The sequence below is a fragment of the Jejuia sp. G7-7 genome (assembly GCF_055808955.1).
In genome coordinates this window covers 1,837,871-1,860,915 of sequence record NZ_JBVVSZ010000001.1, presented here as the reverse complement: position 1 = coordinate 1,860,915, position 23,045 = coordinate 1,837,871, and the positions used below count along the sequence as shown (strand labels likewise).

28 protein-coding genes and 2 pseudogenes are annotated in these 23,045 nt (G+C 32.3%); 29 read left to right on the top strand and 1 reads right to left on the bottom strand.

Annotation, left to right across the window (positions count from 1 at the left end; genetic code table 11):
- Positions 1-27: 27 nt before the first annotated feature.
- Positions 28-1,293, bottom strand: coding sequence for a sulfatase-like hydrolase/transferase (locus tag AC0L5U_RS09130; RefSeq protein ID WP_473415933.1), 1,266 nt, complete (start codon positions 1,291-1,293; stop codon positions 28-30).
- A 166-nt stretch (positions 1,294-1,459) separates the two neighbouring features.
- On the opposite strand from AC0L5U_RS09130, the gene AC0L5U_RS09125 reads away from it, so the two are divergent.
- The 29 genes and pseudogenes from AC0L5U_RS09125 (at position 1,460) to AC0L5U_RS08985 (ending at position 22,899) form a co-directional block, all read left to right on the top strand.
- Positions 1,460-2,377 (top strand): alpha/beta hydrolase, encoded by a 918-nt coding sequence (locus tag AC0L5U_RS09125; RefSeq protein ID WP_473415932.1) that lies wholly within the window; start codon positions 1,460-1,462, stop codon positions 2,375-2,377.
- 31 nt (positions 2,378-2,408) lie between these two features.
- Entirely contained in the window at positions 2,409-3,803 is a 1,395-nt protein-coding gene (locus tag AC0L5U_RS09120) for a hypothetical protein (protein ID WP_473415931.1), read from the top strand.
- A 110-nt stretch (positions 3,804-3,913) separates the two neighbouring features.
- Positions 3,914-4,909 carry a hypothetical protein gene (locus AC0L5U_RS09115; RefSeq protein ID WP_473415929.1) on the top strand — a complete coding sequence of 332 codons (996 nt, stop codon included), beginning with the start codon at positions 3,914-3,916 and terminating at the stop codon, positions 4,907-4,909.
- Positions 4,910-5,384: 475 nt separating this feature from the next.
- Positions 5,385-5,486: pseudogene (locus AC0L5U_RS09110) on the top strand (hypothetical protein); the annotation flags it as partial.
- A 71-nt stretch (positions 5,487-5,557) separates the two neighbouring features.
- Positions 5,558-7,789, top strand: a complete 2,232-nt coding sequence (locus AC0L5U_RS09105) for a chondroitinase-B domain-containing protein (RefSeq protein WP_473415928.1) — start codon at positions 5,558-5,560, stop codon at positions 7,787-7,789.
- Positions 7,790-7,868: 79 nt separating this feature from the next.
- On the top strand, positions 7,869-8,177 hold the full coding sequence (locus tag AC0L5U_RS09100; protein ID WP_473415927.1) for a PfkB family carbohydrate kinase: 309 nt from the start codon (positions 7,869-7,871) through the stop codon (positions 8,175-8,177).
- Positions 8,156-8,614 (top strand): hypothetical protein, encoded by a 459-nt coding sequence (locus AC0L5U_RS09095; protein ID WP_473415926.1) that lies wholly within the window; start codon positions 8,156-8,158, stop codon positions 8,612-8,614. The genes AC0L5U_RS09100 and AC0L5U_RS09095 overlap by 22 nt, the downstream gene beginning before the upstream one ends.
- Positions 8,559-8,870 carry a PfkB family carbohydrate kinase gene (locus AC0L5U_RS09090; RefSeq protein ID WP_473415925.1) on the top strand — a complete coding sequence of 104 codons (312 nt, stop codon included), beginning with the start codon at positions 8,559-8,561 and terminating at the stop codon, positions 8,868-8,870. Before AC0L5U_RS09095 ends, AC0L5U_RS09090 begins: the two co-directional genes overlap by 56 nt.
- 86 nt (positions 8,871-8,956) lie before the next feature.
- On the top strand, positions 8,957-9,952 hold the full coding sequence (locus AC0L5U_RS09085) for a polysaccharide lyase family 7 protein (protein ID WP_473415924.1): 996 nt from the start codon (positions 8,957-8,959) through the stop codon (positions 9,950-9,952).
- Between the two features lie 4 nt (positions 9,953-9,956).
- Positions 9,957-10,214, top strand: coding sequence for a gluconokinase (locus AC0L5U_RS09080; protein ID WP_473415923.1), 258 nt, complete (start codon positions 9,957-9,959; stop codon positions 10,212-10,214).
- Between the two features lie 109 nt (positions 10,215-10,323).
- The gene (locus AC0L5U_RS09075) at positions 10,324-10,596 is read left to right on the top strand and encodes an NAD(P)-binding domain-containing protein (RefSeq protein ID WP_473415922.1); all 273 of its coding nucleotides are present in this window, start codon (positions 10,324-10,326) and stop codon (positions 10,594-10,596) included.
- A 13-nt stretch (positions 10,597-10,609) separates the two neighbouring features.
- The gene (locus AC0L5U_RS09070; RefSeq protein WP_473415921.1) at positions 10,610-10,975 is read left to right on the top strand and encodes an NAD(P)-binding domain-containing protein; all 366 of its coding nucleotides are present in this window, start codon (positions 10,610-10,612) and stop codon (positions 10,973-10,975) included.
- A 29-nt stretch (positions 10,976-11,004) separates the two neighbouring features.
- Positions 11,005-11,840, top strand: a pseudogene (locus AC0L5U_RS09065) (NADP(+)-dependent, decarboxylating phosphogluconate dehydrogenase).
- 16 nt (positions 11,841-11,856) lie between these two features.
- Positions 11,857-12,051, top strand: coding sequence for a hypothetical protein (locus tag AC0L5U_RS09060; protein WP_473415920.1), 195 nt, complete (start codon positions 11,857-11,859; stop codon positions 12,049-12,051).
- Positions 12,012-13,130, top strand: coding sequence for an NRAMP family divalent metal transporter (locus AC0L5U_RS09055; RefSeq protein ID WP_473415919.1), 1,119 nt, complete (start codon positions 12,012-12,014; stop codon positions 13,128-13,130). Before AC0L5U_RS09060 ends, AC0L5U_RS09055 begins: the two co-directional genes overlap by 40 nt.
- 57 nt (positions 13,131-13,187) lie before the next feature.
- Positions 13,188-13,349: a hypothetical protein gene (locus AC0L5U_RS09050; protein ID WP_473415918.1), complete on the top strand. Its 162-nt coding sequence runs from the start codon at positions 13,188-13,190 to the stop codon at positions 13,347-13,349.
- A complete protein-coding gene (locus tag AC0L5U_RS09045) occupies positions 13,349-14,275 on the top strand; it encodes a polysaccharide lyase family 7 protein (RefSeq protein ID WP_473416231.1) in 927 nt (308 codons plus the stop codon). Before AC0L5U_RS09050 ends, AC0L5U_RS09045 begins: the two co-directional genes overlap by 1 nt.
- Before the next feature lie 7 nt (positions 14,276-14,282).
- Positions 14,283-15,062 carry an SDR family NAD(P)-dependent oxidoreductase gene (locus tag AC0L5U_RS09040; RefSeq protein WP_473415917.1) on the top strand — a complete coding sequence of 260 codons (780 nt, stop codon included), beginning with the start codon at positions 14,283-14,285 and terminating at the stop codon, positions 15,060-15,062.
- Between the two features lie 147 nt (positions 15,063-15,209).
- The gene (locus AC0L5U_RS09035; RefSeq protein WP_473415916.1) at positions 15,210-16,673 is read left to right on the top strand and encodes an alginate lyase family protein; all 1,464 of its coding nucleotides are present in this window, start codon (positions 15,210-15,212) and stop codon (positions 16,671-16,673) included.
- Between the two features lie 7 nt (positions 16,674-16,680).
- Positions 16,681-16,908: a hypothetical protein gene (locus AC0L5U_RS09030; protein WP_473415915.1), complete on the top strand. Its 228-nt coding sequence runs from the start codon at positions 16,681-16,683 to the stop codon at positions 16,906-16,908.
- A 38-nt stretch (positions 16,909-16,946) separates the two neighbouring features.
- Positions 16,947-17,306 (top strand): hypothetical protein, encoded by a 360-nt coding sequence (locus tag AC0L5U_RS09025; RefSeq protein ID WP_473415914.1) that lies wholly within the window; start codon positions 16,947-16,949, stop codon positions 17,304-17,306.
- 186 nt (positions 17,307-17,492) lie between these two features.
- Positions 17,493-17,870 carry a cupin domain-containing protein gene (locus AC0L5U_RS09020; RefSeq protein WP_473415913.1) on the top strand — a complete coding sequence of 126 codons (378 nt, stop codon included), beginning with the start codon at positions 17,493-17,495 and terminating at the stop codon, positions 17,868-17,870.
- Positions 17,871-18,269: 399 nt separating this feature from the next.
- Positions 18,270-19,019, top strand: a complete 750-nt coding sequence (locus AC0L5U_RS09015) for a carboxypeptidase-like regulatory domain-containing protein (protein WP_473415912.1) — start codon at positions 18,270-18,272, stop codon at positions 19,017-19,019.
- Positions 19,020-19,024: 5 nt separating this feature from the next.
- Positions 19,025-19,192 (top strand): hypothetical protein, encoded by a 168-nt coding sequence (locus AC0L5U_RS09010; protein WP_473415911.1) that lies wholly within the window; start codon positions 19,025-19,027, stop codon positions 19,190-19,192.
- A 6-nt stretch (positions 19,193-19,198) separates the two neighbouring features.
- Positions 19,199-19,774, top strand: a complete 576-nt coding sequence (locus tag AC0L5U_RS09005) for a hypothetical protein (protein WP_473415910.1) — start codon at positions 19,199-19,201, stop codon at positions 19,772-19,774.
- A 51-nt stretch (positions 19,775-19,825) separates the two neighbouring features.
- Positions 19,826-19,957 carry a hypothetical protein gene (locus tag AC0L5U_RS09000; protein ID WP_473415909.1) on the top strand — a complete coding sequence of 44 codons (132 nt, stop codon included), beginning with the start codon at positions 19,826-19,828 and terminating at the stop codon, positions 19,955-19,957.
- Positions 19,954-21,252 (top strand): SusC/RagA family TonB-linked outer membrane protein, encoded by a 1,299-nt coding sequence (locus AC0L5U_RS08995; RefSeq protein ID WP_473415908.1) that lies wholly within the window; start codon positions 19,954-19,956, stop codon positions 21,250-21,252. Before AC0L5U_RS09000 ends, AC0L5U_RS08995 begins: the two co-directional genes overlap by 4 nt.
- Before the next feature lie 113 nt (positions 21,253-21,365).
- Complete coding sequence (locus tag AC0L5U_RS08990; RefSeq protein ID WP_473415907.1) at positions 21,366-21,593, top strand: hypothetical protein; 228 nt, start codon at positions 21,366-21,368, stop codon at positions 21,591-21,593.
- Positions 21,565-22,899: a RagB/SusD family nutrient uptake outer membrane protein gene (locus tag AC0L5U_RS08985; RefSeq protein ID WP_473416228.1), complete on the top strand. Its 1,335-nt coding sequence runs from the start codon at positions 21,565-21,567 to the stop codon at positions 22,897-22,899. The genes AC0L5U_RS08990 and AC0L5U_RS08985 overlap by 29 nt, the downstream gene beginning before the upstream one ends.
- Positions 22,900-23,045 lie beyond the last annotated feature (146 nt).

Sequence of the window (23,045 nt, the reverse complement as noted above, 5' to 3'; positions counted from 1 at the left end):
GCTCCAGTAGCAAGAGGTAAAACACTATTAAAAAATACATAATCTGGTTTTTACTCCGCCTAACTCTAAAGTTGTAGCCATGGCATCTTGCAAATAAATATCCTCAGTAATTTTTTGACCTTTCGGGATTTTAGGACCTGTAATCATAAACGGCGGTCTAATACTATGGTCAAATTGTGATTGTTTTCCAATTAAACCATGTCTTCCTGCTGCTAATCCATGATCAGAAGTAAAAATTATATAAGTATTATCCATTCTTCCAGTAGTCTCTAGTCTGTCTATGATTTTACCTATTTGAACATCTAAATGCGTAATTAAAGCATAATATTCTCGTATATGTGTTTTAGTAGCATACTCAGTTCTTGGAAAAGGAGCTAGAGCTTCATCCCTCAAATCGGGACCACATCCCATATCATCTTTAAATGGGTATTCTGGCATCCAGCTTTTAGGTAGACTAATATTTTCCAAAGGATACATATCTAAAAACTCTTGTGGAGCTTGCCTAGGATCATGAGGGGCGTTAAAAGCCAAATACATAAAGAATGGATTATCGCTTTTCTCTGCTTTTTCAATATAGTTTATCGCATCATCTTTTAAGACTTCACTCCAATGTTTACCGCCTTCCCAAAATCCACCAAATTTAGGATTTGTTGGAGACCACGTAGTGTCATTTTCGCTTAAAGGTCTATTGTATCCCAAAGGCATGAGAGTGGCAGGATCAATATTTGTGCCTTCAATATCTTTAAATTTTTGAACCATTATTTCATGTTCCCAAGAATCACCAGGCATTCCCGGTCTGGTGTGTGTTACGTTTTGAAATACACTATCTGCTTTGGCATCTACATGCCATTTTCCTGTCATGTAAGTGTCATAACCATTCGCTTCCATTAGCTTTCCCCATGTTTTATCAAATTCTTTATTTTTAATCCAGTTTTGTCTAAATTGATTAACATTCCAAAGACTTCTACCAGAAATAATCATAGCTCTGGAAGCAGCACAAATAGCACCATTCCATCCGCCCATGTTATAGGTATTTGTAAACGTTGTGCCGTTATTAACTAATTTGTCTAAGTTTGGAGTTATAATTTCGTTATTTCCTAGAGCATTAATCGCAGTATAGGTCATGTCGTCAGCAAAAATAAAAACGATGTTGGGCTTTTCATTTTTTGCTTCTTTTTTATCACTATTACATGATAAAATAGATGTTGCAAGAATAAATAATAGTAATCCTTTATTAATTATTGTAGTGTTAAAAAGTTTGACGAAACGAAAAAAAATGTCAGTTTTTTGCATGTGTTCAAAATTTAAAAATCAAAAATATAAAAAGTAAAATTTTAGTTCGAAAAGATATGGTTTTTTAAAGAGAACAAATGTTTGCGATTAAATTTAAAGTTTTTTTAGTTTGAAAATGTATATTAGTCTTTTATAAATTTAAATGAATGTATTGAATCCAGTTGTAATGAAAGCTAAAGGTTATCTTATTATAAGTTTTATATTAGTTTTAAATATGAGTTTTGCACAAAGTGAAATTATGCCATTATGGGAAAAAGAAATTCCAAATAGCCAAAAATCTAATGAAGTCGAGCAAAGTGAGGTTGATGGTATATTAAGAGTTCGTAAAGTGCAAACACCAACGCTGGAAATTTTTCTTCCTGCCGAAAGAAATTCTACTGGAAAAGCTGTCATAATATGCCCTGGTGGTGGTTATAATTTTTTATCCTATGATTGGGAAGGCACCGATATTGCAAAATGGTTTAATACTCAAGGTATAGCTGCATTTGTTTTAAAATATAGATTACCAAAATCAAAATCTATAATTATTAATCATAAAGCACCTTTGCAAGATGCTCAGAGAGCCATGAGGTTAGTGAGATATCAAGCTGAGAAATGGGGGATTAAAAAAGATAAGATTGGAATTATTGGTTTCTCTGCTGGAGGACACCTGGCATCCACTTTAGGCACACAATTTGATAAATCTACGTTAAATATTGAAGGTGAAATTGATAAAACAAGTGCAAGACCAGATTTTATGGCGTTAATTTATCCAGTTATTACAATGAGATATCCTTATACTCATGAAGGTTCTAGGAATCGCCTTTTGGGAGATAATCCCTCTAAGGAATTAGTAGATGAATTTTCAAATGAATTACATGTTACAAAAAATACGCCACCTACATTTATTGTACATTCAACAGATGATAAAGCAGTTCCTGTGGAAAACAGTCTTAATTTTTATAAAGCTTTAAAAGATGTCGAAGTACTTTCGGAAATGCATATATACCCTACTGGAGCACACGGTTATTCGCTAGCAATAGGCAAAGGTTACTTACAAACGTGGACGCATAGACTCGAAGATTGGTTAAAAGGATTAAATTAATAGAAATACCCAAATCAAAAATAAACAAGGAATGAAAAATTTTCTTCTACTTATATTTTTCTCAGTAACAACTGCTATTTTTTCTCAGGAAACTGAGATAAAAACAAGGTTTATTGAAAGTGGGAAACTATATAAAAGTGTTGATAATAACTCACCAGTTTTAACTCAGTTTAAGTCCAATGAAAAATGTTTGGTATCTGATTATCTAGGAAATCATTTTTATAAAGTTAAGTACAAGGATTTTATTGGTTTTGTAAGTGATGATTATCTTCAGATTAATGATGATATGATGGATTTGTTCTATGATTACGAAGAACGAGAAATGGAGAAGTTAATAGCAAAAGAAAATGACAGAAAGAAAAAAATTCAAGATATAATTGATAAAAAAGCAAAGCGAAAAAGAGACTCCATTGCTAAAATTGAAGAAGCACGTAGGCAAAGAGAATTAGAAATTCAACGTTTAAAAGAACTCAAGGAAAAAAGAAGATTAGATTCTATAGCCAAGGTAGAGGAAGAGAAGCGTCAGATAGAATTGCAAAGACAACTTGCTCTAAAACGTGAAGCTGAGTTAAGAGAAAAACGCAGACAAGATTCCATAGCACGCGTAAAAGCAGAAGAATTAAGACAAATAGAACTTCAAAAAGAACTTGAAAGAAAGCGAAAAGCTGCGCTGCGTGAAAAGAAGCGACTAGATTCTATTGCAAAAGTACAGGAAGAATTAAGACAAATTGAGTTACAGAAGGAGCTTGCTAGAAAGCGAGCTTTAGCACTAAAAGAAAAGCGCAGACAGGATTCAATTGCAGCTGTTAGAGCAGAGGAGTTAAGGCAAATAGAACTTCAAAAAGAACTTGCTAGAAAACGAGAAGCGGCACTAAAGGAAAAAGCAAGATTGGAGGCCATAGCTAAAGCAGAAGAAGCTCAACGACAATTAGAATTAGAAAAAGAAGCGGCTAGAAAACGTGCTGCAGCACTCAAGGAGAAACGAAGACAAGATTCAATAGCGGTTGCAAAAGCAGAAGAATTGCGCCAGATTAAGCTATTAAAAGAACTCGCTCTAAAAAAAGAAGCCGCATTGCGAGAAAAGAAACGCTTAGATTCTATTACAAAGGTTCAGGAAGAATTAAGGCAAATAGAAATGCAGAAAGCGCTAGCAAGAAAAAGAGCATTAGAACTAAAAGAAAAACGTAAACAAGACTCGATTGCAACAGTTAGAGCAGAAGAGTTAAGGCAAATTGAATTACAAAAAGAGCTTGCTAGAAAACGAGAAGCAGCACTAAAGGAAAAAGCAAGATTGGAGGCTATAGCTAAAGCAGAAGAAGCTCAAAGACAATTAGAATTAGAAAAGGAAGCTGCTAGAAAAAAAGCAGTTGAATTAATAAAAAAACGAAAAAAGATTCTATTGCTAAAGCAAATGCAGAGGAGTTAAGACAGGTTGAGCTTCTAAAAGAGTTAGCTCTAAAAAAAGAAGTCGCATTGCGAGAAAAGAAACGCTTAGATTCTATTGCAAAGGTTCGGGAAGAATTAAGGCAAATAGAAATGCAGAAAGCGCTAGCAAGAAAAAGAGCGTTAGAATTAAAAGAAAAACGTAAACAAGACTCGATTGCAGCAGTTAGAGTAGAAGAGTTAAGGCAAATTGAATTACAAAAAGAGCTAGCTAGAAAACGAGAAGCAGCACTAAAGGAAAAAGCAAGATTAGAGGCCATTGCTAAAGCGGAAGAAGCTCAAAGACAATTAGAATTAGAAAAGGAAGCAGTAAGAAAGAGTGCAATAGTTTTAAAGGAAAAACGTAGACAAGATTCAATTTCTGAAGTTAAAGCTAAAGTGTTGAGGCAGGCAGAACTTCAAAAAGAATTTGAAAGAAAACGAAGAGTAGTATTGCGAGAAAAGCGAAGATTAGATTCTATTTCTAAAGTTAGAGCATCAGAAAAAATACGTTTAGAGCAGGAGAATGAATTAGCCAGAAAGCGAGCCATAGAAAAAGTTAAACAACGTATGCAAGACTCTATTATTAAGTTAAGAGATGCTGAAAGACAGCAAATGGAGTTAGAAAGAGAATTAGCAAGAAAGCGTATTACAGAGCAAATAGAAAAAAGAATATTAGACTCTATTGCAAATGCCAAAATAAATAATGAACAGCAAGTTGCTGGAAAAAAATCTGAGGCTTTAAGCAAAGAAGCAAAAGAAAAAGAAAGATTAAAGCAGCTTGAATTCCGTAATACGTGTCATTATGCAATAAATGAATATGATTCGTTTTATAACATACAAACCACAAGAACAGAGCCATATGATCTTAATAAAAACTTGACCGTAGAACTTTACAAGCAAGGAGCTAAAGTAAATGTGTTTTTTAATTTAGCTGAAGATTTGGGTTGTGTTAGTTATCTCTCAAACAATCGCTCTTATGTAAAAGTTACTTTAGAGAATAATCAAACCATTACTTTTTACCATTCTTGGGATATGGAGTGTGGTCAGTTCTTGTTTAAAGGTAATTTAACAAAAGCTCATATTTCCATCTTAAAAAATCTCCTATAAAATCTATACTTCTTCAGGCTACTAAAGCTTCTAAAAGCATAACGTTTATCGAGTATAAAGAGTTTTTTATAGATAAACTAAAATGTATTGAGTAGTTTAAAATACTTGTAAATCTAAAAGCCTCAATTCTAAACAAATTGAGGCTTTTCTATTGTGGAAATACAAACAAAGACCATAAATCAAAATTTTTGGTATTAATAATCCCTCTAAAAACCATCCCTTCCTAACGTTTTTCTATCAAGGTTTATTTGAAGAGAATACTTTTTAAAATAAATTGATTTCTCATACACTTTTATGTATAATTATAGTAAATGTTGCTTTGCTTTTTTTGAACTCCCCATTTTATGTTAATTTATTTTGGTAAACTAAATTATATGCATATATTTGGAAAACCAAATTGGTTAACCAGATTGGAAAACCAAAAAAATAATTATCGCAGTATATATTAGTAGATAATTTATAAAACAATAGATTAAATGTATCCAATGTTGCTACCGGGATGTATTTAATGAAGATAAATACTGATAGTGGAAGCTTTGCAAAAAAATTGTTATCAAATAGTTTAAGTTTAGTTTGATTTAGTTGAATTAGAAAGTCTTTATCTCTCATAAAGGCTTTCTTTTATCTTAACCATTTATTTATACATTTATGAAAAGGTTATTATTTCTTGTTTTTATTTGTTCAATTTGTATATCATGTAGTAATACAACTAATGATAAAGGCGTTTTGGTTACTAATTTGACCGAATTAGAAAGTTCTATAGAAAATGCGAAACCTGGCGATGATATCATTATGGCAAATGGTGTATGGAAAGATGTAGCGATAGATTTTATAGGTAACGGGACAAAAGAAACCCCAATTAGTTTAAAAGCTGAAACGCCAGGAAAAGTATTTATAGAAGGTGTTTCAAATTTAGAAATAAGTGGAAATTACCTAGAAGTGAGTGGTCTATTTTTTAGAAATGGACATTCACCTTCTCAAAATGTCATTGCTTTTAGAGTTAGTGAAAAAGACGTTGCAAATCATTCCAAAGTTACTAATTGTGTTATTGTAGATTTTAATAATTTAGAAAGAGATAAAGATAACCTTTGGATTCAATTTTATGGAAAGCATAACGAATTAAGTAATTGTTATATAGCTGGTAAAACCAATGGTGGCCCAACGGTAAGAGTTGATTTAAAAGGAAATCAAAGTATTAGAAACCATCATAAAATTATTAATAATCATTTTGGACCAAGACCTAGAAAAGGTGGCGCAAGAGGAGAAACCATTCAGTTAGGCAGTAGCTTTACTTCAATGTCGCCAAGTAATACACTAATTGCAAATAACTTATTTGAAAAGTGTAATGGTGAAGTTGAAATTATATCAAGTAAAACTAATTTTAATAGTATTAAAAATAATGTTTTTTATAAAAGTGAAGGTTCTGTAGTAACTAGACATGGTAATTATGTTACTGTAGATGGTAATTATTTTATAGGGGATGGTGTTAATGAACAATATGGAGGAATAAGAATTATAAATACGGGGCATTGGGTTACAAACAACCTTTTTTATAAAATAAAAGGAAAAAAATTTAGAAGTCCAATTGCAATAATGAATGGCATTCCGAAATCGCCTTTAAACAGATATAACCAAGTAACAGATGTTGTTGTAGCTTACAATACGTTTGTAGATTCTGATTCGCCATTTCAATTTGGAGTTGGACAAAATTTAGCTCAAAAGGATGTATTGCCAAAATCTGAAATACGTTCTGCAAGAGCTATAAGAACAGAAGTTGTAAATAACGTTGTTTATAATTCTAAAGGTGATGCAAACCCAATTGTTGAACATGATAAAGCTGATGGAGTAACTTTTAAAAGAAATGTAATTGATAATAATGGTGTAGAGTTTTCAAAAAGAGAAGGTCTGATTTCAAAAGAATTAGCCTTAACCGATATTGGCTCAGATTTGTTAGTTCCCTTGTCTGGTTTTAATGATATAGAGCCTTATAATGGTTTTGATTTCGAATCAATTAAAGAAGATTTATTAGGAAATTCAAGAAATAGTACAAATCGAATAGGGGCATTTTTAGATTCAGAAAATATCAATTTAGACTTATTAGATAAATCAAAATATGGTGCAGATTGGTATTCAAATGAAGTTGAAGTTAAAGAAGTAAAAATCTATAATGTAAATGATGCTGATGAGTTAGTTGCTAAATTACAACTAGCAGAAAGCGGTGATATTATTAGTTTAAATGATGGAATTTTTAAAGTTTCGGAATCTTTAGTTATCAATAAATCTATAACAATTCAATCAAAAAGAAAAACTGAAATTTTATTTAGTGGAGAGAAAAATACGCCTTTATTCTCTCTAAATCCTTATGGTAAATTAATACTTAAAAATATTAAGTTAAAAGGAGATGGTGCTAATTACGCATTTGCAAGTTTAAAAAAGAATATGTCTAATCACTTTGGATTAGAGGTTATAGATTCTGAAATAAGTAATTTTAATTATGCATTAAGAGTTTATAAACAATCATTTTCTGAAGAGATAATATTTAAAAATACGTCTATTTTAAATTGTGAAAACGGATTAGAACTATCAGAAGAAACAAATGATAGAGGAGATTATAATACAGAATACTTAACAATAGAAAATTGTAATTTCAACAACGTAAAACAAAATGTAATTGATTATTACAGAGGTGGGTATGATGAGTCAACTATTGGTGGAAATCTGTTAGTAACCAATTCTATATTTACCAATTGTGGAGCAAAAGAAAAGAATAAAATATTACTAAACCATAGAGGAATTGTCAATGTAAACATGATAAAAAATACGTTTAAAAACAATGCTGTTAACTTTGTTTCAATCTTATGGGGAGCAAAAATAATATAGAATCTGAGAATATTGTAATCAACTCAGGTAAAATAAAAACAGAAGAAAATTTAAAGCAAACCTTAATGTATTAGAAATTATGCCTAAAAAACTAATAACATTCGGTGAAGTAATGATGCGTTTATCACCTCCAGGTTACGAAAAATTTTCGCAAGCTTCTTCTTTCGAACTTGTTTATGGAGGAGGAGAAGCTAATGTAGCTATTTCTTGTGCTTATTTAGGTATGAAAGCTGCACATGTTACACGTTTTCCTGACAATGCACTTGGTAAGGCAGCTACACAATTTCTTCGAAAACATTGGTTAAGTACTGAGCACGTTATTTATGGGGATGAAATGATGGGTAAATATTTCCTTGAAAAGGGGCAGTGCACAGATCAAGTGAAGTGATTTATGAACGAGAAGGCTCTTCTTTTTCTCTAATTCAACCATCAATGATAAATTGGGAAGAAGTTTTAAAAGACGCTGATTGGTTTCATTGGACAGGTATTACGCCAGCAATTTCAGAAGGAGCAGCACAAAATTGTTTAGATGCCATTAAAATGGCGAATAAACTTGGGGTTACAGTTTCTGGAGATATAAATTCTAGAGACAATATGTGGAAATATGGTAAAACCATGCAAGAGATTATTCCAGAACTGGTGCAACATTCAGATGTTGTTATTACAAGTAGTCATGGAATTCGAGAAATGTTTGATATGGGACAAACTGAGGATAGTTTTAAGTCTCTAGCCAAAAAATTAATAGAAACTTTTCCCAATGTCAAAAAAGTTGTCAAAAAAACAAGAAAAAATTTTAAGTGCATCTCATCATCAAATTCAAGGTAAAATGTGGAATGGCGAAAAATATATCAAAACAGATATGCTAAACATAACACATATTATTGATAGAGTTGGAACTGGAGATGCTTTTGCTGCGGGTTTAATTTACGGGTTATTACATTATGGAGATGAAGAAGCTATAGATTTTGCTGCTTCTGCGTGTGCCTTGAAACATACCATTCCTGGAGATGTAAATACTGTGTCTCTAGAAAATGTAGAAGGTTTAATGCAAGGAAATACTTCTGGTGCAATAAAAAGATAGAAAACATAGAGAACTGTCTCCTCAAACTATTAAAACATCAAAAAAATGAATAATAAAACTGCTATATCAGTATTTCGGTTTTTTTTATGATTTGTTTTATAATTGTAAATAACAGTTGTTCAAACACTAAAAAGAAAGTTAAGAATACAGATGTTAAAACTATAAAATACCCAAGCGATGTTATTCCATTTATGGATAAATGGAAAATTCTTTTAGGTGATGGTACACGTTCAGACAGTTTAGTGAATTTCCAAAAGGATGATTTCTTTTATGTTGAAAATGAAAACGGAACAGATTGGGTAGTCTACAAAACACCAAATTTTGGTGTAACATCAAAAACGTCAAGTAATACAAGAACAGAATTAGGTGAAAAAAGACATTGGATTCCTGAAGATGGAGGTAAATTAACAGGAACCCTTAAAGTACAGCATGTTTCAACAACTGGAGATGCTACCGCGGCATCTTCGTACTCCGTGGTTATTGGTCAAATTCATAGTGGTGAAGGTCACGAAAATGAACCACTAAAAATTTATTACAAAAAATTCCCAGAGCACACCAAAGGTTCTGTTTTTTGGAATTATGAAATTAATACAAAAGGAGACAATATTGGAAGATTTGATTATTCTACGTCAGTTTGGGGTCATGATTTTTCAGTTGTAGGTTCAAGTCCAACTGATTTTCCAGAAGAGCCAAAAGATGGAATTGAGTTAGGAGAAGAATTTAGTTACGAAGTAAATGTGTATAAAGGAATTATGTACTTAACTTTTACAAGTAAAGATCATGAAACTGTAACTTTTACCAAGAGTTTAATAAAATCAGAGTTTGCAACTAGAGCAGATATTCCTGAGCAAGTAATAAAAGTATATGCAAATAGAGAAAAAGGAGGAGGGGTAGAACGCGAAATAGCCTACGCAGGTGAAATCAATTATTTCAAGCAAGGTGCTTATAACCAGGCAAATGCTAAGAGCACTAAATCAGAAATTTATGGAGGAGATATTGCAAAGCAATATGCAAATGGAAGCTATGCTGAGGTTTGGTTTAAAAAAGCTACTGTGTTAGCATCCACTAAACCTAGTAAATAAAAAATTGAGAAGGGTAATAATTATAATGGGGGTTTCAGGTGTTGGAAAAAGCACTATTGGGCAACTATTAGCTGATGAAATGAATCTGCCTTTTTTTGATGGTGATAATTATCATTCAAAACAGAACCTAGAAAAAATGTCTAGCGGAGAATCTCTAAATGATGATGATAGACATGGTTGGTTGTCAACTTTAAACCAATTAATAAAGGAGCAATTAAAGAGTAATAGTTGTATTTTAGTTTGTTCGGCTTTTAAAAAATAAGTATAGAGAGTTACTAAGTGATGGGATTCAAAACGAAATTGAATGGATTCATTTATTTGGGGATTTTGATACCATTTATAATCGAATAAATAAAAGAAAGAATCATTTCATGCCTTCTGAGTTACTCAAATCTCAATTCGATACCTTAGAAAAACCTACAAACGCTATAACTTGTAATATTGATAATTCGCCAAAAGAAATTATTGAGAACATAAAAAAAGAGTTGATGAAAAAATCAGAGTTTGGTTTACTTGGTTTAGGGGTAATGGGGAAGAGCCTATGTATAAATTTGTCAAATAATGGTTTCAAAATATCAATGTATAACCGACATGTTGATGGTGTTGAAGAACATGTGGCTTTAAAATTTAAAAGAGCATACTGAATTATCATCTGCATTGCCTTTTGATAATCTTGAGGAGTTTGTGAATTCTATTCAAAAACCAAGAAAGATTATGTTCATGGTAAATGCAGGAAAAACAATTGATGCTGTTATTGAAAATATATTACCATATTTAAGTGAAGGCGATATTATAATTGACGGAGGGAATTCAAATTACAATAATACTAAAGAAAGGTTTGAGTATCTAAAATCTAAAAATATTCATTTTATTGGTGCTGGAGTTTCTGGTGGAGAAGAAGGGGCTTTAAAAGGGCCATCAATTATGCCTAGTGGTAATAGTGAGGCTTATAAATCTGTGCAACCTTTTTTAGAATCTATAGCAGCTCAAGATAGTAATGGGCTTCCTGTTGTACATATATAGGCCCTGAAGGAAGTGGTCATTTTGTGAAAATGATACATAATGGTATTGAATATGTTGAAATGCAATTATTAGCAGAAGTTTTAGCATTTTTAAAGCAACAGGAAAAACGCCTGATGAAATTGCAGAAGTTTTAGAAATTTGGAAAAAAGATGTAGATAGTTATTTATTGAATATCACTATTGATATTCTTTGGAAAAAGGAAAATAACGACTGGTTAATAAATAATATATTAGATAAGGCAGGAAACAAGGGTACAGGTAATTGGGCGACTATTGCTACTGCTGAATTGGGAATCCCCAGTACACTAATCGCTTCTTCTTTATTTGCGCGCTATACGTCTTCTTTTAAAGATGATAGAATTAAAGCTAACATATCCTTTGGAAATAATGATTCTTCTAATATAAAAATAGATTTAATTGATTTGTTGAATGCATACCAATTTGCTAGAATTATTAATCATTATCAAGGCTTTAAATTAATAGAAGAGGCTTCGAAATTTCATAAATGGAATTTAAACTTAAGTGAAATAGCAAGGATATGGACCTCCGGTTGTATTATTAAATCAGATTTAATGGTAGTATTAGTAGAAGTTTTTAAAAAATCTAAGTCTATATTAATAAACGAAAGTATTAAACAACAACTGCAAGTCTTAAGGCCATCAGCTAATAAACTTGTTTCACAATGTATTTTAAACGAGATAGCCATTCCATGTTTAAGTGAATCTGTTAATTTTTTAAATACATATACTACTGCAGATTCATCTGCAAATTTAATTCAAGCGCAGCGTGATTATTTTGGAGCACATACTTATCAAAGAACTGATGATGATTCAGGTAAATTTTATCATACCAACTGGAAAAACTAACTAATACTACTAAACAATGTTAAAAACAGAAGATAAAACCTCTTTAATTAAAAAAATTATTGCTATTGTATTAGGCTTTGGTCCCGGAATATTTGCTATTGGTTACACCATTGGTACTGGTAGTGTAACCTCTATGATAGTTGCTGGTAGTAAGTTTAATATGCAATTGTTATGGGTGCTTTTATTGAGTTGTTTTTTTCGGGAGTTTTAATGTTTGCTTATGGTAATTATGCGTTGATTACAGGAGAAACTGCGCTTTATGGATTCAAAAAACATTTAAAATTCGGTAAGGTTTTAGCAATCTTAATTATTGTAGGCATCACATTTGGTCAATGGAATTCTTTAATGGGAATTTTAGGAATTTCTTCTAATATCATTTTTGAAATTTTAGCAGTAAATTTTGATGGATTAAGTGCTTTTAAATATGAAACTGTTTTAATTACTGCTATTATAATAATAGTTACATTTTACTTACTAATGCTCGTTGGGAAGTACACATTCTTCGAGAAGATACTAGTCATATTTGTAACTCTAATGGGCTTGTCTTTTTTATTCTCATTATTTTTTGTGCAACCATTATCTATAGATGTAGTTAAAGGTTTAATCCCTACAATACCAGACGTTCCTGGTGGCAAAATGTTGGTTGCCGCATTTGTTGGTACCACTATGGCAGCAGCAACATTTTTATCTCGTCCACTATTTGTAAAAGGAAAGGGGTGGACTATTGAAAATTTAAATCAGCAAAAGAGGGATTCTATTACTGCGGCTGTTTTAATATTTGTTATTAGTGGAACTATTATGGCAGTAGCTGCAGGAGCATTATACTATCAAGGTAAAGAAGTTACGCATGTGTTAGATATGGCAAATACTTTAGAGCCAGTTGCAGGTAAATGGGCAGTTACCATTTTCTTCTTTGGAGCATTAAGTGCTGGGTTATCTTCTATTTTTCCTTGTCTGTTAATCGCTCCATTATTAATTGCAGATTATCAATCAGGTAAGTTAGATACGAATTCTCGACAGTTTAGAATTATAACTGCTATTGCGTGTCTGGTAGCTTTAATAGGTCCCGCTTTTGGTGCAAACCCAATTGAGGTTCAAATTCTTTCTCAGGTATTTAACGTATTTGTATTGCCAATAGTAATATTAGGAATTATACTAATGCTAAAAAGTAAAAAAGTTATGAAAGACTACAAAACAAGTCTTGGTGTTTATATTGGAATGTTTGCAGCGTTATTTTTCTCACTAGTTATTTCTTATAATGGTATTGTAGCATTACTAAATTATTTTTAATAACATTCAACTAGATATAAAAAAGAGGGATTATTATAAACGAATAAATTCTTAAAAATGAATAAAAAATATATCGCATTATTATTAGTTTTCATCAGTTTTGGTACCTTCCTAATGCTGAATAGTTGTAAAAAGAGTGCTGAAAAATCAAAAGAAAAAGAAGAGAAAAAAATCGTTTTCGCAAATGATGTTATTCCTTTTTTAATAATTGGAATTTAATTTTAGGTGATGGTACAAATGTAGGTCATGCAAATAACTTTCAGCACAAAGACTTTTTTTATACAGTAAATGATGATAAAAAGAATTGGGTGGTATTTAAAGCACCTAATGCTGGTGATACCCATGGGACTTCAAACAATACAAGAACCGAATTGGCTCAAGTAAAAAAATGGTACCCTGCATCAGCAGATGACAAATTGAAAGCAACTCTTAAAGTAATGAATGTGTCAGCAACTGGAGATGCGCGTGTAGCGGCTTCGTATTCTGTAGTTGTTGGTCAGATTCATAGCGCAGATGGGCATGAAAACGAGCCACTTAAAATATTCTATAAAAAATTTCCTGGTCATACAAAAGGTTCTGTTTTTTGGCATTATGAAATTAATACTGAAGGTGATGATAATTCTGGAAGATGGGATTATTCTACAGCGGTTTGGGGTCATGATTTTTTTGTTGTTGGAGATAAAGAAAATACATATCCAGATGAACCCAAAGATGGTATAGCATTAGGTGAAGAATTTAGTTATGAAATTGAGGTTAAAGCTGGTGTTATGAAGTTAAAGTTCACTCGCAAAGGGCGTGAAACCAAAACGTTTACAAAAAACTTAATTGAATCTGAATACTCAACAACTTCAAATATACCAGAACAAACACAAAAATTATTTGTTCCAATAGGTCAAGATGGAGTTGAGCGCAAAAAAGCCTATGCAGATGAAGGCTGTTTTTTTAAGCTTGGTTGTTATAATCAAACTAATGGAAAATCTCCCGAAGTAAATAAAAATTGGTGTTCTGGTGCTGAGACATATGGAGGTGATATTCAAAAACAATATGAAGATGGAAATTATGCTGAAGTTTGGTTTAAAACAGCAAGCATAACTGTTAGTGATACTTCCATATCTAACAAAGGTTATTTTACTAAAAATGATTAATTAATTTATGAATAAAATGAACATAAACGATAAATTAACTAGGAAAAATGTGCTCATTACTGCTGGCGCTCAAGGTATTGGAGAGGCAATTACTAAACACTTTATAGATAGTGGTGCTAATGTAGCAATACATTATTTTTCTAGTGCTGATAAAGCAAATCAATTAGTAGAATATGCAATCAGTAAAGAGCAGAAAGCTGTTGCTATAAGTGGGGATTTAACAAAAGAAGCAGATGCTAATGTATTGGTCGAAAAAACGGTAAAAGCTTTTGGAGGTTTAGATATACTTATTAACAACGCAGGTTCTCTTGTGGCACGTAAAATGCTAAACGAAATGGAAGTAGAATTCTGGAATAAGGTCATGGATATAAATCTTACCTCTATGATGTTTGTTACAAAAGCTGCATCGTCTCATTTAGCTAAAAATGCTCAAAGTAGTATTGTAAATTTGGCATCACTTGCTGGACGTAAAGGCGGGCATCCTGGTTCTCTAGCATATGCAACCAGTAAAGGTGCTATATTAACATATACTAGAGCACTTTCAACAGAATTTGGTCCTCAAGGAACTAGAGTAAATGCTGTAGCTCCAGGACTTATTCTTGGTACTTCATTTCATAATACACATACAACTAAAGAATCAGCAGACGCAACAATTTCTGGAATTCCAATTCAACGTGCAGGCAATGCTGATGATGTAGCCAGGGCAGTTTTATATTTGGCGTCTGAATACAATGGTTTTATAACCGGTGCTACTCTTGACATTAATGGTGGTGTTTATAATATGTAATTTCTATCAGATAATAATGTTTCTTATATGTTAGATTAACTTTTTATAAAAAGGTTTTGAAAATTGATTAATTATTGTATTTTTGGTAAACCAATTTGGTAAACCAATTTTTCTTCCTGAAATTTACTAGATTTTAAAAATTAAATAATGAAAAAAACTTTTAAAAAATATTCAATAATTCTTTTAATAGTTTTTATTGTTTTATCATGTGATAACAAATCTAACTCAAGAATAGATTCAGATTTTCAATCAGAACACCCAAGCTTAATTTTAACTAAACAAGGAGTTAAAGAAATAAGAGCAAATTTAGGGAGCATTCCAATTTTTGACAAAACATTAGCTGCAACTCAAAAAGAGATTGATGCAGAAATTGAAAAGGGCTTTGATGTACCAATTCCTAAAGATTATTCGGGTGGATATACACACGAAACACATAAGAAGAATTATGTATTAATGCAAAAAGCAGGTGTGTTATATCAAATTCTTCAAGATGATACATATGCCAAATTTGTAAAAGACATGTTGTTTGAGTATGCAAAGCTATATCCAACATGGCCTATTCACCCAAAACCAAGATCGTATGCTAGAGGTAAGTTGTTTTGGCAATGCTTAAACGACTCAAATTGGTTGGTTTATACGAGTCAAGCTTATGATTGTATTTATGATTTCTTATCCGATGAAGAACGAAACACTTTAGAAGCCGATTTATTCAGACCTTTTGCAGATCACATATCAAAAGATAATCCGCAATTTTTTAACCGAGTTCATAACCATGCTACTTGGGGTAATGCGGCTGTTGGGATGATTGCGTTAGCTATGGATGATGATGAACTTTTAGATCGTGCTTTAAATGGAGTTAAAGATGAAAATTTTAACCCAGATGAAAAAGATAATGACGGAGGTTATATTAGAAAAGATGGTCAGAAAATAGGATTTTATGCTAATGTCGACGAACCTTTTTCTCCAGATGGATATTTTACTGAAGGCCCTTACTATCAACGTTACGCATCATATCCATTTTTAATTTTCGCGCAAGCTCTTCAAAACAAAAAACCAGAACATAAGGTGTTTGAGTATAAAGACGGAGTGCTTTTAAAAAGTATCAATGCTTTATTGAACTTAACTGATGCAGATGGAGAATTCTTTTTGCTGAATGATGCTCAAAAAGGGATGTCGTATTTTAATGCGTCTTTAATTTCAACTGTAGATATAGGATACCATTTTGGAGGTAACAATCCAGAATTATTAAGTATTGCTAAGAAGCAAGATGAAGTTACGCTTGATGATGCAGGTTTAGCGGTGGCTTTGGGAATAAAAGAAGGTAAAGATAAACCTTTTGTCAAAAAATCTATTGAATTATCTGATGGCGCAAAAGGAGATGAAGGAGCAGTTGGAATTTTGCGTAGTGACGATTTAGAATTGGTCTTTAAATATACGGCACATGGGTTAAGTCATGGACATTACGATAAATTGTCTTTTGCTTTATTTGAAGAAGGGAAAGAGGTTTTACAAGATTACGGAATGGCACGTTTTGTAAATATCGAGCAAAAAAGGAGGGGGAATTATTTAAAAGAGAACAAAACCTCGGGCAAAACAAACTATAGCACATAATACAATTGTGCAAAATGAAACGTCTCAATTTCAGGGTAAATATGATATAGGAAGTAAGCACCATTCAAATAAGTATATTTTTAGTGTGGATAATGATAGTTTGCAAATAGCAAGTGCAAAAGAAGAAAACGCATATCCAGGTACTAAATTACATCGAACATTAGTAGCTATAAAGAATTCCGATTCTGATAAACCTTACATATTAGATATTATGAACGTTGCATCTGAGAATTAAATCAATACGATTTGCCTTTGTATTATTTAGGGCAAATCATGCAAACTAGTTTCGAATATAACAAGTATCAATCTCCACAAGTTTTAGGTAAATCTGATGGCTATCAACATTTATATAAAGAAGCGAGTGCAAATGCTAATGGAGAAAATATCAAACTAACATGGTTGCTAAACAATCAATTTTATACCTATTCTGCCATAACATCCAATACTGATGAAATTATTTTAGGTAGAATTGGCGCAAATGATCCAGAATTTAATTTACGTCAAGAACCAACACTTATTTTAAGAAAAAAGAATAAAAAAAACTCGGTGTTTACATCTGTTATAGAATCTCATGGAACATATAGCCCTGTGTCCGAATTAGCAGTAAATGCGTATAGTAATGTGGAAAAATAATTGTGGCGTTTAACTCAAAAAAATTATACCGCAATTGTAATAAAGATGAAGAATGGTAAAGAAAATCTATTTATCATGTCGAACAACAACAATAATTCAAAAAAAGAACATACCCTTTCCATAAATGGTAACTCATACAATTGGAGAGGATCACATACATTGATAAACCAGTAAATATTTTAAAAGATGAAAAGATTTAGTGACAAGTATTTAATCACAAAAGAAATGCAATGGGAGGAACTTGGTGGTGGAGTATCAAGAAAATTCTTGGGTTATGATAACCAAATAATGATGGTAAAAGTGAAATTTAAAAAAGGTGCATTAGGCTCTCCACATCAACATTTCCACACGCAAACTACCTATGTTGTTTCAGGTAAATTTGAATTTGAAATTGATGGCGTAAAGCAGATTGTTGAAGCTGGAGATGGTGTATATATTGAACCTAATTTGTTACATAGTGCAGTTTGTTTAGAAGAAGGGGTGTTAATTGACACATTTAGCCCTGTTAGAGAGGATTTTTTAAGTGGTGATGGGGTGTCTTATTTTGGAGATAAAGAGTCCTAAGAAAAAAATTACCTAGACTAATTTGGTGAGGTTCATTGAATGATTTTGTTAAAATTAAAATTTTATTTGATTTAACAAAAAAATAACATATATTTGGAAAACCAAACTGGTAAACCAGATTGGAAAACCACTAAAAACTAAACTAATGTCTAATTCTTCAAAACCAATTCGTTAAATAATTTCATGAAATAAAAAAGGACAGGTGCATGCCTATCCTTTTTAAACTTGTTTACTTCTTTTAGGAGGGAAGTAAAAAATTGTATGCTACTAGTCGTTTAACATACGGTATTCTGCTAAACTACAAAATTAGTTTGAAAAATCGTGTTTAAGTCTGGTAGTATCTAAAACAGTATTTAAAAAATACTACAAACTATCTTTTTAAACATTAAAAAACTAATTATGAATTTAAAAATTAAGCTAGCTTTAATGCTGATTTTGATATTTAATATATCATTATTTGCACAAGACGGATATCAATTATCCGGTACTGTATCAGATAAGAGTAATGTACCCTTACCTGGTGTTAATATTATAATCACTAATTCTAATAAAGGAACAACTACTGACTTCGATGGAAAGTTTCAAATAGAAGTAAGTAGTGGAGATGTTCTTCAATTTACTTATTTAGGATACTCATCACAATCCATAACCATTACTAATCAAACATCACTAGATGTTGTTTTGGTTGAAGATGCAGGGCAGTTAGATGAAGTTGTTGTTGTAGGATATGGTGCTCGTAGAAAGAGTGATTTAACGGGGTCAGTATCCGCAGTTAAAACAGAAGAATTAACGGCATTTCCTGTATTGGACGCTGAACAAGCGCTTCAAGGTCGTGCAGCAGGTGTAAACGTACAATCTAATAATGGTGGTGAACCAGGTGCTCCTATTAGTATTTCTATTAGAGGTAATACGTCTATTAATGCAAGTAGTTCCCCTCTTATTGTTGTAGATGGTTTTGTTGGTGCTACTATGCCCCAGCCAGGTGACATTGCCTCTTTACAGGTTTTGAAAGATGCATCTGCAACTGCTATTTATGGTTCCAGAGGTTCAAACGGTGTTATTTTGGTAACTACTAAAAAAGGTAGAACGGGTAAACTAAATGTTGAATTCAATCTACTTATGCTATTCAAAATACTTCAAACAGTTTAGATTTATTGAATGCAAACGATTTTGCAGATTATCAAAACCAGATACGAGCAAATCAGGGTAATACTACTCCCTTTCCTCAAGGAACAGCAGATACAGATTGGCAAGATGAAATATATAGATCAGGTAATACTTCTAATAATCCAGCTTCTTTTCAGGAGGTTCTGAAAAAGTAAATTATTATGCTTCTGGTACTTATTTTCAGCAAGATGGTATATTGGTTAATTCTGGTTTTGAAAGAGCGGTATTCTTATCAAATTTTAGATGCACAAGTAACTGATAAATTAAAATTAGGACTCAATTTAATGGGGTCTTTTAGTAAGAAGGAAGGTGTAGCTACGCAATCAACTGGTGAAAACGGTGTTGGTGCAGGTGGTGATGATGTGGTAGCTTTAGCAATGCGTTTTGCTCCAGATCAAGGCATATATAATGATGATGGAACCTTTTCAATAAACGATAGAATTGGGGATCAAGTTGATAATCCATGGGCAGTAGCTACTCAAAGGGATGATGACACAGAAACGGAAAGATTCAGAGCGAATTTTTATGCAAATTATGAAATTATTGAAGGTCTTACTTTTCGAACCACTTTTGGTTTAAGTAATCGTAATGATTTTAGAGGGCTTTATTTGCCTCGTACTTTGCAGGTTACAGCTGGAGGTGTTGGCGGAAGAGCTATTATGACAGAATATAAAACTAAAAATATTTTGAGTGAGAATTACCTAACTTATAACAAAGAAATAGGGAACGGAATTTAACATTAATGGCTGGTTATTCTTTATCAAAAAGCACTAACAAAGGATTTTACAGTGCAAGGTACTGGAACCATTTCAGATTCTTTTTCTTACTATGGTTTATGGACTGCTACAAATTTAATAAATGGCGGATCAGGTGACGTGGGTATAACTGAAACAGAAATTCAATCTCAATTCGAAGGGTGAATTACGATTGGAATGATAAATATTTGTTTACTGCTACAGTAAGACGTGATGGCGCTTCTAACTTTGCTGAAAATGAAAAATATGCAATTTTTCCATCAGCAGCTTTAGGTTGGAAAATTTCTAATGAAGATTTTTTAAAAGATCATGAAACGATTTCTAACTTAAAATTAAGAGCTAGTTATGGTGTTACTGGTAACCCATCAATTGGAGCTTACGAATCTTTAGCGAGTTTAGCAAGTATTTATGCGTCTAACAATGGTTCAACCGTGGCAGCTGTAACGCCAAATCAACCTGCTAACCCTGATTTAAAATGGGAATCGAGTTATCAAACAAATATTGGTATTGATTTAGGTTTACTAAATAATAAAATTTCTTTGTCGCTAGATTATTATAATATCGACACTAAAGATTTAATTATGATAGATAGAGGATTGCCTTGGTATTTAGGTTTCTATAATGATGAAATATTAAAGAATGTAGGAGAGATTAACAATAAAGGATTTGAAATTTCTCTAAATACAAGAAATATTACAAACGATGATTTTAGTTGGACTACTGATTTAGTATTCTCAAGAAATAAGAATACCGTAGAGAAATTAATAAACGGTGATGATTATTTTCAAAACGGAGCACCAAGTTATTTTAGTGTTGGGAATAATGCCATTTTAAGAGAAGGCGAAGAAGTAGGTCAGTTTTTTGGCTTTGATTATGCAGGTGTTTATCAAGGTGGTGCTTTACCAGCTGGTACTGCTACTATTTCAGGAGGTGTAGCTGGTGATCCATTGTTTTTAGATTTAAATGATAGTGGCGATATTACTAATGATGATAGAAAAATTATTGGTAACCCTAACCCAGATTTTACTTGGGGTATTACAAATAGCTTTAGGTATAAAAACTTTGATGCAAATATCTTTTTTCAAGGTTCTCAAGGTGGAGATATCTTTAATATGACCGAAGTACAATTAAACAATGGTGATGCTAATACTACTTATGGGTATTTTAATAATGCTTGGACACCTTCAAACACAAACACAAACGAACCTCGCGTAGGAAACAATAGTTTTAGAGAAGTGTCTTCTCGTTTTGTTGAAGATGGTAGTTATATTAGGTTAAAAAATATAGCAATAGGTTACAATTTTCCTTCTGAGGTTATTGAAAAATTTGGTATAGAGGGACTCAGATTGTCAGTTAGTGCGCAAAATTTATTGACAATTACAAATTATTCTGGTTTAGATCCTGAAGTGAATTACTATGGTTCTGCTGGAAATAATAATACTGCGAGAAACACTCGTTAGAGGTTTTGATTTTGGTAATTACCCAACGGTTCAATCCGTGAATTTCAGCTTAAATGTAAAATTTTAACCGTTAATTATCTAAAAAAATATTTTAATTTTAAAAGAAAAAAATTATGAAAGCACACAAATTTTTATTGTTATTGATAGGATTATCAATAATGGGATGTTCAGATTTGGAAGAAGAGCCAGTAGGCTTATTGTCTCCTGAAGGATTCTTCTCAACTCCAGGAGATATACAATTAGCGGTAAATGCTTCGTTAACTCATGCAATAAATGAAGAGGTTTGGGGAAGAAAGCTGATCTGTGGCATTAATGTTACGTTCAGATATGGTAAATCTTAATTCTACGCAAACAAGAAGGGTAGAGATGAATATGCACACCATTACTGGAGATAATGAAATGGTGTTTGATCCATGGACAAGAATTTATCTAGGTATTGCTGCTGCAAATAACGCTATTGCAGGAGCAGAACAAGTAGATGCCGATGATGCGGTTAAAAACCCAGTTACTGCACAAGCCTATTTTGCAAGAGCATTTTACTATTTTCATTTAGTAAGATTATTTGGAGATGTTCCTTATATAGATGCGCCTGTTTCTGATATAGCTGCAGCTACCAATATAAGTAATACTTTTGAAGCTGAAGTTTATGAAAAAATTATTTCTGATTTGGAATATGCTGAGCAATGGTTGCCAAATACAGTAGCTACAAGAGCAACACCTTCTAAAGCGGCGGCTAAGTCTTATTTAGCTTTGGTGTATTTAACAAGAGCAGGAACAAATGGTACTGCCGACTTTCAAATGGCTTATGATAAAGCTAAAGAAGTAATTACCAATAAAGGAACTTATGATATAGATTTAGATCCTGATTTTCAGACTTTATTTAATGCTAATAAAATAGATACTTCTAAAGAACCAATCTTTGCGTTAGATTACAATAATAATGAAGCTCCTGACAATGCTTATGACCAAATAGCGCCTATGACAGGAATTAGAGGTGATAATGATGGCGGAAATGGAGGTTGGTCAGTTGCAACTCCTACTATAGCTGTATACAATTCTTTTGATCAGGACGATTATAGAACGCGTGTTAGTTTCCAAACAGAAGCATTAATTAATAATTCTACTGTGGATTATACTGATTTTCAAAGTAGTGGACACGAGCATGCTCAAAATGCACCTTACATAGCTAAATATTTACGTTTTCCTGGAGAGTATGCTAGAGGAAATAAAAGAGCAACTAGCCATAATTACTCTATGATACGTTATGCAGAGGTGTTATTAATTGCTGCTGAGGCAGGTGTAGAAATAGGTGCTGCGGACGCTTTAGGCTTTTTGAATGAAGTAAGAGGAAGAGCACGTAATGGTGGTGAATCTACAAACGGAGGATATGTTCCTGAAACTATTGCGCCAAACGCAGTTCCTGCAGACCTTGCATCTATAACTGTTGCTGATGTGTTAGAAGAACGTAGAATAGAATTAGCTTTTGAGTGCAAAAGATGGTATGATATCAAGAGAAGACAGTTAGGAGATCAGGTGTTTGGTGCTTCCGGTTACGAAGGAGCAAAAGCAGACTGGAATAGTTCTGTAGATTATGATACACCTATACCTCAGGATGAGATTGATAGAAATCCTAATATTGCAAACTAAACATTAAGGTTTAGAATATTCAATATAGTCAATATCCTTGTGTTTATATTATGAAAATTAATACAAATGCAAGGATATTTTATTTTAAATAAAGTTTTATTCGTTGTAGGCTCAATCCAAGGTTATACTTACACCATAATAAAATA